We start from the raw sequence: 14,537 nt of genomic DNA, 5'->3' as shown, positions 1-14,537 counted from the left end.
CCTGTGCCGGGGACCGGCTGGCAGGATCGACGACGTGAAGACACTGGAGTTGCCACAGACAGACCTCACCGCCTCCGACGTCGTCGTCGGACTGATGCGGATCAACGACATGAGCGACGAGGGCATCCGTTCGCTCTACAGCGCCTCGCGCGATGCGGGCGTGAACATGTTCGACCACGCCGCGGTCTACGGCGAGTGGCACGGCTGCGAGGAGCGGTTCGGCGCCGCCGTCACGCTGACGCCCGCGGAACGCGCCGAGATCGTGCTGCAGACCAAGGTCGGCATCCGGCCGACGCCGAAGGGCGCGTACTTCGACTTCTCGTACGAGCACATCCTCGAGTCCGTGCACGAGTCGCTCGAGGCACTGCAGACCGAGTACGTCGACGTGCTGCTGCTGCACCGCCCCGACGCCCTGGTCGAGCCGGAAGAGGTCGCGAAGGCATTCGACGAGCTGCACGCCGCCGGCAAGGTGCACCACTTCGGCGTCTCGAACCACACCCCCGGCCAGGTCGACCTGCTCAAGAAGCACGTCCGCCAGCCGCTCGCGTTCAACCAGGTGCAGCTGAGCATCACGCACGCCAACGTGATCTCGCAGGGCCTGACCGCGAACATGGGCGGCCTCGAGCAGTCGGTCGACCGCGACAACGACATCCTCAACTACTCGCGCATCAACGACATCACGCTGCAGGCCTGGTCGCCGTTCCAGAAGGGCTTCTTCGACGGCGTCTTCCTGGGCGACCGTGAGCAGTACGCCGAGCTGAACGACGTGCTCGAGGAGGTCGCCGCCGCGCACGGAGTCACCCCGACCGGCATCGCGGTCGCGTGGATCACCCGCCACCCCGCGCACTTCCAGGTCGTCCTCGGCACGACGAACCCGCAGCGCGTGCGGGACTCGGCCGCCGGCTCGGACGTCGAGCTGTCGCGCGAGGAGTGGTACCGGATCTTCACCGCGGCCGGACACACCGTTCCCTGAACCGGGACCGCCCGGTCAGGTCGGGCAGGGTGGGATCGTGCTCAACGACCTCGCCCTGCCTGTCCGCCTGACCACACGCTCCGGCGAGGTGACGCTGCGGGACGCGGTGGACGAGGACCTCGATGCGCTCATGGCACTGTTGTCCGACGACCCGATCAGCGCTGCACGTGGTGACGTCGCCGCGCCGGAGGACCGACCGCGGTACGCCGAGGCACTCCGATCGATCGTGGACGACCCGGCGAACGCGCTGCTCGTCGCCGAGGACGCCGACGGGCGGCTCGTCGGGACGCTGCAACTCACCCGGATCCCCGGGATGGCTCGTCGTGGTGCCACCCGACTGCTCGTCGAGGCGGTGCGGGTCAGCAGTGCACGCCGATCTGCCGGCATCGGGAGTGCGCTGATGCGCTGGGTCACCGACGTCGCGGCGCCGGCCCTCGGGACCCCGCTCGTGCAACTCACGTCGGACGCTGCACGGACCGATGCGCACCGGTTCTACGAGCGTCTCGGCTTCACCGGCTCGCACGTCGGGTTCAAGTACCGGGTCTCCGACCCTTCCGCCATCCCGCCTGATATGTCACACTGAGACCAGTCGCCCCATCGAGGTGGGTGCGGAAGTGATCCCCGGGAGATCCTGCGGTATAGCGGGGCCCGGGGATTCGCGCGTTCACCGACGGTGTTCGTGGACGCTCAGCACATGGTCCAGCTGCTCGAGGTAGGCCGTTTCCCCTCGCCGAGCCAGCGCGACCACGCCGCAGACCGCATCCGCCGCCCAGAGAAGTGGCTCGCGGCCACCTGGCAGGTGCTCGAACACCAGCCCGTGAACCAACTTGCGTGACCGCAGGGCGTCGAGGTGCGCGCGATCGTTCCGGTCCGAGGGCCCGCGAGATCCGAGGACGACTCGGTCGACACCGCCCGCGCGGAGTTCGAGGATCAAGTGCTCAAGAGCAAGACGGCGACGGCGCTCGCTCCGGACGGATCGGTCAGTCACGCTCACGACCCCGATGGCTTCGAACGGATGGTCGCACAGCATCCCGACGATCCCGGTGCGGTGCCGGGCGTCGCTCTCGGACCAGTGCAGCTTCCGCGCCGATCGTGGCTTGATGGCGCAGAGCGAGTCCCGGAACCGCTCAGCATCGCGGTCGGCGACTGTCACCGCCCCGAGGATGTACGCGCCGGGGTCACGTTCGTCTCCAGGCTCGGACTCGTCCACGGAGGCCGTCGGTACCATTCCGGAATACTACCGGTCAGACAGTGACGCACGGCCGATCCGACCGAAGCCGCGCTAGTCGTCGGAGGCGGAACCAGCAGACCTCGGCGTCGGAACGTTCACGTCGACCGGGGACACCCCGGCGGGATCGGCGGAGGCACCACCCACGACGTCGAACGAGATCCCGAGCATCGCCGGGTCCTCGTCGAGTTCGAGCCCGTCCTGACGGACCTGGTCCTCCGGGATTGCACGGCCACCGGACGGGTCCCACGAGTTCGCGATCGACATGCGCACGAGCATGCCCGAGCCGCTTGGCAATCGCCCACGAATCCCCGGAGGACCCCCGGAACGGTCAGAGGTCGTCCGGGTGCAGCCGTTCGCCGGCGTGCGGACGCCGGAACACCGGGCCGCCGCCGGCCTCGTCCTCGTCGTGGTGGCTGACGGGCGAGACGCTCGGGTCGGCGGAGTCGTCGCCGACGTCGGCGCCGCGGTCCTCCTCCATCTCGAGTTCGGACTCGTCACTGCCGTCCACGGGGATGGACCGGCCCTGCTGTTCGGGATCGAACGGTGCGCTCATCGACATGGTGGGAGCATGCTCCCGCTCGGTGAACGCGTGGTCAGCGTTGTCCGTCGGCCGCGATGAGTTCGAGCTGCGTCAGCGCCAGGTCGGTGCCGGCGGTGAACGTGAACGACGAACCCCCGCCGATGATGCGGAACACCCGGGTCTGGCCGGCCCACGTGAACTCGGCGCCGTCGACCGCGGTGACGGTGTCGTCGAGGCCGACCTGCCACGAGTAGGACCCCGGCGATGCCACCGTCACCGTGTACAGCGAAGCGGCGGCGCACGACACGTCGAAGGACACGGACTCCCCGGCGGCGAGCGCCGTGACGGTGCGGCCGGTGTCGTCGGTGAGCGCCGAGACCCCGACGGGCAGGACGTCCACCGGGGCGTCCCGGTAGCCGTGCACGTCGGAGGCCGAGACGGGGCGGGTGTCCGACGCCCAGCCCTGCGGTTCGTCGGACAGTGTGAACTCGATCCGCGACGCGGCCACGACCACGCTGTGCGGGATGGTGACCGAGGTCCAGGGCGAGCCGTCGACCGTCACCGACGCCACGTACGCGCCTGCGGAGCCGGCGGCGATCTCGATGACCGTCTCCGTTCCTCTCCCCACCGGCACGGCCTGCCCGCCGCTGGCGCGTCGGTCAGGAACCGGCGGCGTGGGCCCAGGCTGCCGCAGCACCGTCCTGCGGACCGACGGCGGTACGAGCACGTAGGTGCCGGTCGACGGCGCCAGCGGGTACAGGCCGATGGTCGCGAAGACGTACCAGGCGCTCATCTCGCCGTTGTCCTCGTCGCCGGGGTAGCCCTGGCCGAGGTCGGACCCGACGAACAGCCGCTCGAGCGACTCGCGGACGATGCGGTGCGCGTCGTCGTGGCGCCCGGTGAACATCGGGAAGAACGGGATGTGGTGCGCCGGCTGGTTCGACAGCCCCAGCATGCCCATCCGCACGTCGCGGGCCTCGGTCATCTCGTGGATCGGGAACCCGTACGACCCGGAGCGTGCGAGGGCGCCGGTCTCGGGGGTCGCGAAGAAGGCGTCGAGGGCGGCGTCGAAGCGCTCCGGCCCGCCGTGCAGCTCGACGATGCCGGCGCCGTCGTGCGGCGCCGTGAACGCGGTGCCCCACGCGTTCGTCTCGGTGTAGTCGTCGCCCCAGTCGCGCGGGTCGAACTCGGTTCCCACGCGCCACGAGCCGTCCGGGTCGCGGCCGATGAAGAACCCGCGCTCGGAGTCGAAGACGTGCCGGTACTGCAGGGACCGGCGGGCGAACCACTCGGCCTCGGCCTCGTACCGGGACAGGTCGGCGGGCGTCCGCGCACGCGATGCGAGCAGGCCCGCCATGACGGCCAGACCCCAGTCGTTGATGGCCGCGTCCAGGGTCCACGACATCCCCTCGTGGGTCGCCGTGTCGACGTGGCCGCGGAAGGCACCCGGGAGGCTCCCCTTGCGTCCGACGCGCTCGTCCCGCGGCGGGACGGTCGCGTTCCGCACCGCGCTCCGGTACGCCTCGCCCAGGTCGAAGCCGCGCACGCCCTTCACCGCGAGGTCGGCGAAGACGGTGTCGCTCGTGGTGCCGGTCATGCAGTCCTCGGCGCCGGGCGCGCTCCAGCGCGGGGTCCACCCGCCGTCGTGGTGGTGCTCGACGAAGCCCTGGGCCAGCTCGCCCGCGGTGTCGGGGGTCAGGAGTCCGAGGAGCGGCCAGGCGGTGCGGTAGGTGTCCCAGAAGCCGTTCGTGGTGGTGAACGGGCCGTCGACGATCTCCGGCCCGGGCTCGTCGCGGATCGGGTCCGCCAGCACGTCGCCGTACGGAGAACGGTGCCGCGGGGCGCCGGTCAAGGCGGTCTCCCCGGCACGGTTCGGGTAGAGGAACAGCCGGTACAGACCCGAGTACAGGCTCGTCAGCTGGTCGGGGCTCGCGCCGTCGAAGGACAGCGTCGCGAGCTTCTCGGTCCACAGCGCCTCGGCACGGGAGCACATGGCGTCGAACGAGCCGGCGTCGTCGAGGTTCGCGCGGGCGTCCTCGATCGAGACGGTCGAGATGCCGAGCAGGACGTCGACCGGGCCGCCGGTGCCGCCGGGCTCCCCCACGGACAGCCAGCCGCGCAGCTCGTGCTCGCCGATCGTCGTGTGGTCGGCGGTGACCCCGGCGACCCGCAGGTGCACGTGGTGCGGCGGGGTGCCGGGGCGGTCGTCGAGCAGAGCCTCGACCACGGCGGTGCCGTCGGTGACCGTCACGGAGACGTCGGACACCCGGCCGTGGTGGTCGAGCACGACGCTGCGGGTACCGGTGAACCGGAACCCGAGGGCGAACTCCCCTGCGGTCAGCTCGGCCGTCACACCGTGGTCGAGCGCGACCCGGTAGCGGTGCGGGCCGTCCTGCTCGTCCTCGTGGTCGAACCCGAGCGCGCGGGCGGCCCGGTCGACGTCGGGGGTGTCGAGCGGCGAGGGCATCACCTGGAACACCCCGCGGTCGCCCATCCACGGCGACGGGATGTGGCTCGTCGCGAAGGCCTGGATCGCCGGGCGGAGCCGCCCCTGGTCGTCGAGCCGGTCGTGCTCCTGGTACGCGTACGGCCAGCGGTTGCTCGAGGCGTCCGTCATCGGCAGGCCGAACACCCCGCCGTGCGGGACGCCGACGAGCGGCGCGTTGTTGCCGCGGGAGAACCGGGACGACGCCTGGGTGCCGCGGGTCGTCCGGACGTGGCCGAGCGCGGTCGTCGGGGTCGGGCGCGCGGGACCGATCCGGACGGCGTCGAGCCAGCCGCGCAGTGCCGGACGCTCGCCGTCGGTGACCGCAGCCGACGTGTCGGAGCCGAGCCGGGCCTCCAGACGGTCGACGACCAGCCCCGCGAACGGCGTGAGGTCGACCGCTCGGCGGTTCCACTGGTCCACCCACTGCTTGCGTGCTGTGTCCTGCGCGCCCGGGGTGACCACGTCGCCGTACTGGTCGCGGGCCCCCGCGTGCTCACGCAGCCGCGAGCCGTCGGTGAAGAGGACGTCGACGGCGAAGGCCGTGGCGTCCCAGAAGTGCGGCAGGTCCGCTTCCGACGGCTCCGTCGCCCCGTCGGGCAGGGTCCGCTCGGGGAACCAGACCCAGGACAGCTCGTCGCCGGGGGCGATGGTGCGTCCGGCGAGGCCGGGGACGATCGCCTCGGCCACCGCCGCGCCCGCTGGTCGTTCGACGAGCCAGCCCGCGGCGGAACCGAAGCCGACACCGTTCCGAGCGGCCACGGCCGTCGTCGGACCACCGCTCCGTTGCAGTTCTCGCACCGTGCGAGCCTATTTGCTCCAGGAACTGGACGAAAACCCCGGCGTGTCAGTCCTTGTTCTGCCCGGGGGCGCTGCCGGACTTGCCGGGGCCGGCACCGGGGCCCTTGTCCGACGAGGTGTCGACCGCGCCGGTGCCGTCCTGGGGCGCCTGCACCGGGTTCGAGGCGGGGGTGCTCGGCTCCGGGCCGACGGGCGGGTCCTGCGTGGGCTGCTCCGGCTCGGTCGGTTCGCTCGGCTGCTCGCTGGGCTCCTCGGCCGGCTGCGACGGCTGCTGCTCCTGGGACGGCTGCTGCTCCGCCGGCTCGCTCGGCTGCTGTTCCTGCCCCGGGTCCTCGGTCGGTTGCTGCTCCGTCGGAGCCGTCGAGGTGGTGTCCGTCGGAGCCGGCGTGCCGTCACCGTCACCGTTCAGGGCGAACACGGCCACACCGATGCCGATGAGCACCAGGACGATCACGATGATCGCGGCGATGAGGGGCCCGCGCTTCTTCTTCGCCGGCTGGTCCTCCGGCTGGTCGCCCCGGACCGGGCGGGGCGCGACCGGCGGCGGGGTCGGCCCGCTCGGGCCCGATGCACCGCGGCCGTTCGCCTGGGCGCCGAGGACGGTCGTCGAGACGTCGTCAGCGGCGTTCGGACGGTGGGTGTCGAGGACGCGCGTGGCGTCGTCACCCGGCTGCGCGCCACCGTTCGGTAGTTCGCTCGCCGGCATCGCCCGCGTCCGGTCGTCGGCGTTCGCCGCTGCGGCGGCGCCGACTGCGGCACCAGCCGCGCCGGCGGCCGCGGCCGTCACCGCACCGGGCGCACCGGGCAGGAGCTGCGTGGCGTTGGTGGGCTCGTCGCGGCCCAGGGCACGCAGGCGCTCGGCTGCCTCGGCGGCGGTCGGGCGCTCCGCCGGGTCCTGCGCCGTCATCACGTGCAGGAGGGTCCGCCAGGCCGTCGGCAGCTGTCGGTCGATCTCGGGTGAGCGGGTGAGCCGGGCGGTGGCGGACTCGACGGCGCTGCCCGGGAACGGCTGGCGGCCGGTCAGGCACTCGAGCAGCACGAGTCCGAGCGAGTAGACGTCGGCCTTGCCGGTGATCTCCTGCGCCAGGACCTGCTCCGGTGCCAGGTACGCGGCCGTGCCCATCACGGTGCCCGTCCCCGTCACGCGCGAGGCGTCGCGGAGCAGGGCGATCCCGAAGTCGGCGAGCTTGACGTGCCGGCCGTCGCTCTCGAGCAGCACGTTCGCGGGCTTCACGTCACGGTGGACGATCCCCTGCGCGTGCACGGCAGCCAGGCCGTCGGCGACCTGCGCACCCAGGCGGGCGGCGGTCGCGGGGCCGAGCGGCCCCTCGCGCAGACGCGTCGCCAGGTCGCTGCCCGGCACGAGTTCCATGACGAGGTACGAGTCGCCGTCGACGTCGTCGAGGGCGGCGTCGTAGAGCGTGACGAGCTCGGGGGCACGGAGCGTCGCGAGGGTCTGGATCTCCGCCTCGGCGCGGGCGCGCTCACCGCGGTCGACGGGGCCGATGCGGAACACCTTGACCGCGACCTCGCGACCGAGTTGCTCGTCGACCGCCCGGTACACGGACGCCATGCCACCGTGTCCGAGCGTGCCCGTGACGCGGTACCTGCCGCCGAAGACCCGTTCTTCCATGCCCGGCAACCTACCGGTCGCGGCTGACGGCGCTCTGCCGGAGCGCGGCGGCGCGGCCCGGGCGGCCGTCGAGTGAGCAGAAGATGTCGGGTCGCTCTCGGCCACCCGACTTCTTCTGCTCAGTGGATGACGCGGTCGACGTCCGGCGCGGGCTCGGCACCGTGGTGGATCGCCGTCAGGTACAGCCGGTGCGCCGTGATCACGAGCGCGAGCCACGCCAGCCCGAGCGCCCACGCCGCCAGCACGTCGGTGAGCCAGTGGTGCCCAAGGAACACGCGCGACGCACCGACCGACAGCACGAAGAGGGTGCCCACGACGATCGTCAGCACCCGGGTGACGACGCGCGACTGCCGCAGGAGCAGCAGGTACACGATGGTGCCCACGATCACCGTGGAGTTGAGCGTGTGCCCCGACGGGAACGACGGCGACGTCTCGTACGGCGGCACCGCGTCGGACAGCGGCGGACGCGCCCGACCGATCAGGTCCTTGCCCGCGATCGTCATGAGCAGCGAACCACCGCTCGCGGCGACGAGGAGCACCAGTGGCGTCCACGCACGGCGCTGGATCGTGAAGCCGACCAGGAACCCGAGCGCGACGATCGGCATCCCGATCGTGCCCGCGATGTCGGTCCACCAGGTGACGACCGTGTCGGCCGTTGGTGATCGGAGCGTGAGGGCCCAGTCGAGGACGGGCCGGTCGAGCACCGCGACGTCGTCGGCTTCACGGACGGCGTCGTAGACCTCGGAGGCGATCCACGTGGCGAGGACGGCGACACCGAGACCCACGGCGAGGGTCAGCAGCAGCACGGGCATGGCACCGAAGCGCTTGCCGAGTGCGGTCCACGCACCGGCGACACCGCGGCCGACCCGGGAGCGCCAGCGGGTCAGGTCGACTTCGCCGACGGTGCGGTCGGCGGCGTCCCCGCGTTCGGTGTGCATCCGTCCACCCTGCCCGAAGCCGCCGGGAGCCGTCCCGGCAGCGTCAGTCCTTCGCCTCCGAGTACGCCCCCACCACCGCGACCGACAGCGGGAACGTCACCGGGAAGTCCTGGAACAGCAGCCGTCCGGCGTCGACGGCGGCCTCCCGGATCTGCTGTGCCACCCAGTCCGCATGCTCCGCCGGGGCGTGCACCACGATCTCGTCGTGCACGAAGAACACCAGGTGCGGCCCGTCCGTCACGTCACCGGGGAACCGCGCGAGGAGCCGCGATCGCAGGGACCCCATCCACGCGAGCGCCCACTCCGCCGCGGTCCCCTGCACCACGAAGTTCCGGGTGAACCGCCCCCAGCTCCGGGCGCGGGACTCGACGGCACGCTGCATGGCCGGGGTCCCCTCGACCGTGTAGGCCTGGTTCCGGGCCTCGAACCACGAGTCCTCGGGCACCGGTGACGTCCGCCCGAGCAGCGTCGTCACCGGTTCGCCGCGCTCCCCCGCACGGGCCGCGCGCTCCACCATGTCGAGCGCCTGCGGGAACGCCCGGACCAGGCGCGGCACGAGCCGACCGCCCTCGCCCTGGGTCGCCCCGTACATCGCGCCGAGCATCGCCACCTTGGCCTGCTGCCGGGTCTCGACCGCGCCCGAGGCCACCACGCCGTCGTACAGGTCGCGTCCGTCGCCGGCCGCGGCCATCGCCCGGTCGCCGGACATCGCGGCGAGCACCCGGGGCTCCAGCTGTGCGGCGTCGGCCACGACGAGCTTCCACCCGGGGTCGGCGATGACGGCCCCGCGGATGCCCTTCGGCAGCTGCATCGCTCCCCCGCCGTCGGCCGCCCAACGACCGGTGACGACACCGCCGACGACGTACTTCGGGTGGAACCGTCCGTCGCGGATCCAGTCGTCGAGCCACGTCCAGCCGTTGGCGGTGAGCAGTCGCGCCAGGCGCTTGTACTCGAGCAGCGGCTCGATGACGGGGTGCTCGATCTCCTGCAGCTCCCACTTCCGGGTACTGGTGACCATCAGGCCGACGCGGCGGAGCGCCTTCAGCACGTCGGCGGGCGAGTCCGGGTTGAGACCGGGGTCGTCGAGGCGTTCTCGCACGACGGCGGCGATCTCCTCGAGCCGTCGCGGCCGCACGCCGTAGGGCACGCGCGGCCCGAGGGCGTCCTCGAGCAGGCGCTCGTGCACGTCGGCGCGCCACGGCAGCCCGGCGTGCAGCATCTCGGCCGCCACGAGCGCACCGGCTGACTCCGCGGTGAGCAGCAGGCGCAGGGCGCCGGGCGCGCTCGACCCCGCAACGGCGGCGAGCTGCGCGCGGAACTCTGCCACCGGGTCGACCTCGTCGTCGGGCACGGCGGCGGTGAACAACGCGTCGTCGAAGAGCTGGGCCTGCGTCGGGCGGACCACGCGGGCTTCGGCGACCGGGGCGTCCAGGCCGTCGGCCGGCGCAGCGGCGAGCGCGGATCCTCGTGCAGCGAGCGCCGCGCGCAGCACCCGACGACCGAGGCGCAGGTCGACGCAGCGACCGACCCGACCGCCAGCGGCGAGCACGGCCGGGTACCAGCGCGCGGTGTCGTCCCACACCCAGCGCACGCCCGGTGCGCCGTGGGCCGCGACGAAGGCCGGGAGGCCCGGCTCGTCCAGGCGGACCGGCGCACCCCCGGCGGTCCCCGCGTCGGTCAGGGGCGTCGCGAGGACGCCGCCGTCGACGCGGCGGAGGACGAGGTGCACGACACGATCATGCCGTGCCCCACCGACCCCGGCGGACCAGGGCCGGAACGGGCGTCACTCGCCGGGTCGGACCGCCGCGGTGTCGGCGACGTCGATGCGGACGTCGCCGTCCTCGGCACGGGAGACCTCGACCCGCGGATCGGCGTCGTGCTCGTCGGATCCGGACATGCGACGGAACGTGTCCTGTCGGCGTTCCTCGAACGTCATGTCGACGCCGTCGTCGAGGTGGTCGTGGTCGGGCTTCGTCATGCCGTGCACGGTACGCGGCCGCGGCTGCGGACGGTCACGCGACCGGCGCCGTTCCGGTCCGCTCGGTCCAGTGCCCACCGCGAGCCCACCGGTCGAGCACGGCCGCACGCAACCGACCGGACGGCGCCGCGGACCGAGCGGTCGCCAGCGGCACCCCGAAGACGAACTTCGCGACGCTGGCGTCGCCCTCGGTCGCATCGTGCTCCCCCGGCGGGACGAGTCTGAAGCGCCGGGCGAACCGCACGAGGTTGGCATCGGGACCGAGCACGGCGGGCAGCCCCGGGTCGAGCATCCAGGAGCGGCACTGCCACCGGTCCGCAGCGAGGTGCCCCGCGAAGCCGCGCAGGACCTCGGGTGCGCCGGCGAACGAGCGGTCGCAGGCCGCCGGGTCGAGCGGCCCCGTCTCCGGCACGTGCACACCCCAGGCCGGCGTGCCGTCCGCCAGGTGGTCGCCGAGTTCGAACTGGAGGCGCCCCACGGCCACCACGCGCCCGGTCACCACGGCGACGAGCCACTCCACCCCGGTGCCGTGCGGCCCGTAGCGCGCGAGCTTGCGGTCGACGTCGGCGACGGAGGCCGCGGCGAGCGCGCGCGGGAGGCCCCGCTCCGTGAGCGCGACGGCGGCGTGCGGCACCGCGGCGCGGAGCGCCGCCACCAGCAGTGCGTCCCGCTCCGCGGGTCCGGCGTCGGCGACGGTGGCGGCCACTGCGGCCGCCACCGTCGCGGAGTCGTCCGGTGACCCCACGGCGGCGGCGAGGACCGCGACGGACGCGGGACGGGCCTCCAGGCAGGGGGTCGCGGTGGTCACTTCAGACCGGACGACGCGAGCCCGTCCATCACCCGACGCTGCAGCACGACGAACATGATGAGCACCGGCGCCATCGCCATCAGGCTCGCGGCCATCAGCACCGGGTAGTCGATCGTGCGGTCGCTCGACAGCGTCGCGAGGCCGGCGGCGAGCGGCATGTCCTCGGCGCGGGTGGAGACCACGAGCGGCCAGAGCAGCTCGTTCCACGACCACAGCACGGTCGTGATCGCGAGCACGCTGATCGACGGACGGGCCAGGGGCAGCATGATCCGCCAGAACGTCTGGAACGGGTTCGCGCCGTCCATCCGCGCGGCCTCTTCGAGCTCGGGCGGCATGTTCAGGAACGCGGTCCGCATCAGGAACGTGCCGAAGGCGCTGAACAGCCCGGGTGCGACGATCCCCATCAGGGTGTCGAGCCAGCCGAGGCCCTGCACGATCTGGTACTGCGAGATCAGGTAGACCTGCGAGGGCACGAGCAGGATCGAGAGCACGATCGCGAGCAGCGCCGCCCGGCCGCGGAACCGCATCCGGGCGAAGGCGTACCCGGCGAGCGTGCACAGGACGATCTGCGCGATCGTGCGGATGATCGTGACGGACACCGACGTGCCGAGCTGGCTGAGGAACGGCAGGCGTTCGAAGACCTGCGCGTAGTTCTGCCACTGCAGCTCCCCCGGCCAGAAGACCGGCGTGACGGACTGCACCTGCGCGTTCGTCGACAGCGACATGATGATCTGCCACAGGAACGGGAACGCCATCGCGAAGCCGCCGATGCCCAGCACGACGTGGATCCACCAGTGGCTGCCGCCTCGACGGCCGGGCCGGCGTGCTGCCCGGGGTGGTGTGACGGTGGCGGTCATCCCTGCACCCACTTCCGTTGGACGCGGAACTGCACGAGCGTGACGATGCCGATGAGCAGGAAGATCACCATCGCGATCGCAGCCGCGAAGCCCTTGTCGTTGTCGATGAACCCGGCGTTGTAGAAGTAGAAGACGAGCGACATCGTCTTCGGGATCACCGGGTTGGTGCTGCCGAGGATCGCGTACAGCAGGTCGAACAGCTGGAAGCTCGAGATCGTCGTCACGATCACCACGAAGAAGATGCTCGGACTGAGCAACGGCACGGTCACCGAGCGGAACTGCCGCCACCGGCTCGCGCCGTCGAGTTCGGCGGCCTCGTAGAGCTCCGGCGGGATGTCCTTGAGCCCGGCGCCGAGGATGATCATCGAGAAGCCGAGGGACGACCAGAGGCCGACCAGGCTCACCGCGACCAGCGCGAAGCCGGGCGTCGAGATCCAGTACGGGCCGTCGATGCCGACGTTCCCGAGGAACCAGTTCACGATGCCGTAGTCGCCGTTGTACATGATGCGCCAGACCAGCGCGATCGCCGCGGGCATGGCGACGTACGGCAGGAAGAAGAGCACCCGGTAGAACTGCGCGAACCGCAGCCCCGGGGTGTTCAGCAGACTGGCCAGCCACACCGCGATCGGGATCCCGGCCAGGACGACGGCCGTGTAGATCACCGTGTTGAGCAGCGACTGGTACAGCTGCGGGTCACCGACGAGCCGGACGTAGTTCGCGACGCCGGTGAAGGTCGCACCGCCAAAGACGCCCCAGCTGGTGAACGAGTACCAGAACGTCTGGATGATCGGCCAGATGTAGAAGGTGCCGACGCCGACGAGCATCGGGAGCACGAAGAGCCACGGCCACCAGCCGTCGGTCCGTCGTGGTGCTCGGCCGCCGCCGCCTCGCGGAGCCGGGGCACCCCGCCCGGACGAACGTGTCGTCCGGGCGGGGGCGGCTGCGGCCGGGGGCCGCTCGGTGTTGATCGTCACGCGCGGGTCCTACTCTTCCTTGGCGAGGGCGGCGTCCATCTTCTGTGCGAGGTCCTCGGCCACCTGGTCGACGGGCTTCGACCCGTCGAAAGCGCTCGGCAGCAGGGTGGTCTCGAGGGTGTTCCAGGCCGCGGTGTTCTTCGACACCGGCAGCGGCTTCGCGTAGTCCACCGCGTCGAGGAACACCTGCAGGTCGGCGTCGGGCATCGTCTTCGTGAAGGTGCCCTGCGTGCCCTCGTACGCCGGGATGACCGCGCCCATGTCGCCCTGCTGCTGCTGGGCCGTCTTGCCCGCGAGGTAGACCTGCAGCGCCTGGGCGGCGGCCTTGTCCTTGCTGGCCTCGGACACGACGTTCGAGACGCCGTGGATGACGGTCGCCTGCTCCTTGCCCTTCGGCAGCGGGTAGGCGACGACGTCCTTCTCGAGCTCGGTGCCGGTCAGCGCGGAGCGGAACCAGCTGCCGCCCTGGTACATCGCGAGCTTGCCCGAGGTGAACCACTGGTCGGCCGTGGTGTCGGTGAGCTGCTTGATCGAGGGCGATGCCCCCGAGTCGATCAGGTCGGTCCAGAACCGCAGGCCGTCCTCGGACGCCTTCGTGGCGTACTCGGACTCGGTGCCGTCAGCGTTCAGGACCGATCCCCCGGCCTGCAGGATCGTGTTGTAGTAGGTCGTCTGGCCGTCCATGCCGCCGGCCGCTCCGTAGGCGCCCTTCGACTCGAGCTTCTCGGACAGCTCGGCGCCGGTCTGCTGAAAGTCGTCCCAGGTCCAGTCCTTGGACGGCAGGTCCATGCCGGCCTGCTCGAACAGCGACTTGTTGAGCCAGACGCCGATGGTGTCGAAGTCCTTCGGCACGCCGTACTGGGTGTCGTCGTACGTGTACAGGTCGTTGAGGGCGCTCGAGTACTTCGACGCGTCGATGTCCCCGGACTCGACCTCGCCGGTGATCGGCGCGAGCTTGCCGTTGGCCGCGTACAGCTGGAAGTTCGGGCCGTTCATCCAGAACAGGTCGGGCAGCGTGTTGCTCGACCCCTGGGTCTGCAGCTTCGTCCAGTAGTTGGCGAACGGTGTGACGTCGACGCTCACCTTGATGTCCGGGTACTCCTCGTTGAAGCCCTTCAGGTTGGCCTTGATCGCCTTCACCTGGTTCTCGTCCCAGACGGCGTAGGTCAGGGACGCCTTGGTGTCCTTCGGCGCGGCTTCGTAGTCGCCGCCGGAGCCGGACGCTCCGGACGACGAGGAGCAGCCGGCCAGGAGTGCGGCCGCGCCGAGGGCGGCGACGGCGCCGAGGAGGACGCGGCGCACGCCGGTTCCTCGGGTGGGGATGTGTGCGGTCATCGGG

General features: G+C 71.8%; 14 protein-coding genes. 2 read left to right on the top strand and 12 right to left on the bottom strand.

Annotated elements, in window-relative coordinates:
- The first annotated feature begins 34 nt into the window (after positions 1-34).
- Together H489_RS32080 and H489_RS32075 are read left to right on the top strand one after the other, a co-directional pair.
- Positions 35-973: an aldo/keto reductase gene (locus H489_RS32080; protein WP_017887933.1), complete on the top strand. Its 939-nt coding sequence runs from the start codon at positions 35-37 to the stop codon at positions 971-973.
- 37 nt (positions 974-1,010) lie between these two features.
- Positions 1,011-1,556, top strand: coding sequence for a GNAT family N-acetyltransferase (locus tag H489_RS32075; protein ID WP_017887932.1), 546 nt, complete (start codon positions 1,011-1,013; stop codon positions 1,554-1,556).
- Positions 1,557-1,637: 81 nt separating this feature from the next.
- On the opposite strand, the gene H489_RS32070 is transcribed toward H489_RS32075, so the two are convergent.
- From H489_RS32070 to H489_RS32025, 12 genes are all read right to left on the bottom strand, one after another.
- Positions 1,638-2,183, bottom strand: coding sequence for a hypothetical protein (locus tag H489_RS32070; RefSeq protein ID WP_017887931.1), 546 nt, complete (start codon positions 2,181-2,183; stop codon positions 1,638-1,640).
- Between the two features lie 72 nt (positions 2,184-2,255).
- Positions 2,256-2,468: a hypothetical protein gene (locus tag H489_RS32065; RefSeq protein ID WP_139179591.1), complete on the bottom strand. Its 213-nt coding sequence runs from the start codon at positions 2,466-2,468 to the stop codon at positions 2,256-2,258.
- Between the two features lie 64 nt (positions 2,469-2,532).
- The gene (locus tag H489_RS32060) at positions 2,533-2,763 is read right to left on the bottom strand and encodes a hypothetical protein (protein ID WP_017887929.1); all 231 of its coding nucleotides are present in this window, start codon (positions 2,761-2,763) and stop codon (positions 2,533-2,535) included.
- Positions 2,764-2,797: 34 nt separating this feature from the next.
- Complete coding sequence (locus tag H489_RS32055; RefSeq protein WP_152427301.1) at positions 2,798-6,010, bottom strand: GH92 family glycosyl hydrolase; 3,213 nt, start codon at positions 6,008-6,010, stop codon at positions 2,798-2,800.
- 46 nt (positions 6,011-6,056) lie between these two features.
- Positions 6,057-7,643: a serine/threonine-protein kinase gene (locus H489_RS37000; RefSeq protein ID WP_017887927.1), complete on the bottom strand. Its 1,587-nt coding sequence runs from the start codon at positions 7,641-7,643 to the stop codon at positions 6,057-6,059.
- Between the two features lie 119 nt (positions 7,644-7,762).
- Positions 7,763-8,581 carry a phosphatase PAP2 family protein gene (locus H489_RS32050; RefSeq protein ID WP_017887926.1) on the bottom strand — a complete coding sequence of 273 codons (819 nt, stop codon included), beginning with the start codon at positions 8,579-8,581 and terminating at the stop codon, positions 7,763-7,765.
- Between the two features lie 43 nt (positions 8,582-8,624).
- A complete protein-coding gene (locus H489_RS32045; RefSeq protein ID WP_017887925.1) occupies positions 8,625-10,310 on the bottom strand; it encodes a bifunctional 3'-5' exonuclease/DNA polymerase in 1,686 nt (561 codons plus the stop codon).
- Positions 10,311-10,364: 54 nt separating this feature from the next.
- Positions 10,365-10,559, bottom strand: a complete 195-nt coding sequence (locus H489_RS32040) for a hypothetical protein (protein ID WP_017887924.1) — start codon at positions 10,557-10,559, stop codon at positions 10,365-10,367.
- Between the two features lie 34 nt (positions 10,560-10,593).
- On the bottom strand, positions 10,594-11,367 hold the full coding sequence (locus H489_RS0119595; RefSeq protein ID WP_017887923.1) for a hypothetical protein: 774 nt from the start codon (positions 11,365-11,367) through the stop codon (positions 10,594-10,596).
- Positions 11,364-12,224 (bottom strand): carbohydrate ABC transporter permease, encoded by an 861-nt coding sequence (locus tag H489_RS32035; RefSeq protein WP_031260151.1) that lies wholly within the window; start codon positions 12,222-12,224, stop codon positions 11,364-11,366. Before H489_RS32035 ends, H489_RS0119595 begins: the two co-directional genes overlap by 4 nt.
- Positions 12,221-13,198, bottom strand: coding sequence for a carbohydrate ABC transporter permease (locus tag H489_RS32030; protein ID WP_017887921.1), 978 nt, complete (start codon positions 13,196-13,198; stop codon positions 12,221-12,223). The genes H489_RS32035 and H489_RS32030 overlap by 4 nt, the downstream gene beginning before the upstream one ends.
- Positions 13,199-13,207: 9 nt before the next feature.
- Positions 13,208-14,533: an ABC transporter substrate-binding protein gene (locus H489_RS32025; protein ID WP_017887920.1), complete on the bottom strand. Its 1,326-nt coding sequence runs from the start codon at positions 14,531-14,533 to the stop codon at positions 13,208-13,210.
- Positions 14,534-14,537 lie beyond the last annotated feature (4 nt).

Origin of the sequence: Curtobacterium flaccumfaciens UCD-AKU (genome assembly GCF_000349565.1) — a bacterium.
GTDB lineage: Bacteria > Actinomycetota > Actinomycetes > Actinomycetales > Microbacteriaceae > Curtobacterium > Curtobacterium poinsettiae.
This window is presented reverse-complemented; position numbering and strand designations above follow the sequence as displayed.

Excerpts from the sequence above, each read along its gene's own strand:
- H489_RS32060 (WP_017887929.1), bottom strand. The coding sequence starts at position 2,763 with ATGTCGATGAGCGCACCGTTCGATCCCGAACAGCAGGGCCGGTCCATC.
- H489_RS37000 (WP_017887927.1), bottom strand. The coding sequence starts at position 7,643 with ATGGAAGAACGGGTCTTCGGCGGCAGGTACCGCGTCACGGGCACGCTC.
- H489_RS32025 (WP_017887920.1), bottom strand. The coding sequence starts at position 14,533 with ATGACCGCACACATCCCCACCCGAGGAACCGGCGTGCGCCGCGTCCTC.
- H489_RS32035 (WP_031260151.1), bottom strand. The coding sequence starts at position 12,224 with ATGACCGCCACCGTCACACCACCCCGGGCAGCACGCCGGCCCGGCCGT.
- H489_RS32065 (WP_139179591.1), bottom strand. The coding sequence starts at position 2,468 with ATGTCGATCGCGAACTCGTGGGACCCGTCCGGTGGCCGTGCAATCCCG.
- H489_RS32050 (WP_017887926.1), bottom strand. The coding sequence starts at position 8,581 with ATGCACACCGAACGCGGGGACGCCGCCGACCGCACCGTCGGCGAAGTC.
- H489_RS32040 (WP_017887924.1), bottom strand. The coding sequence starts at position 10,559 with ATGACGAAGCCCGACCACGACCACCTCGACGACGGCGTCGACATGACG.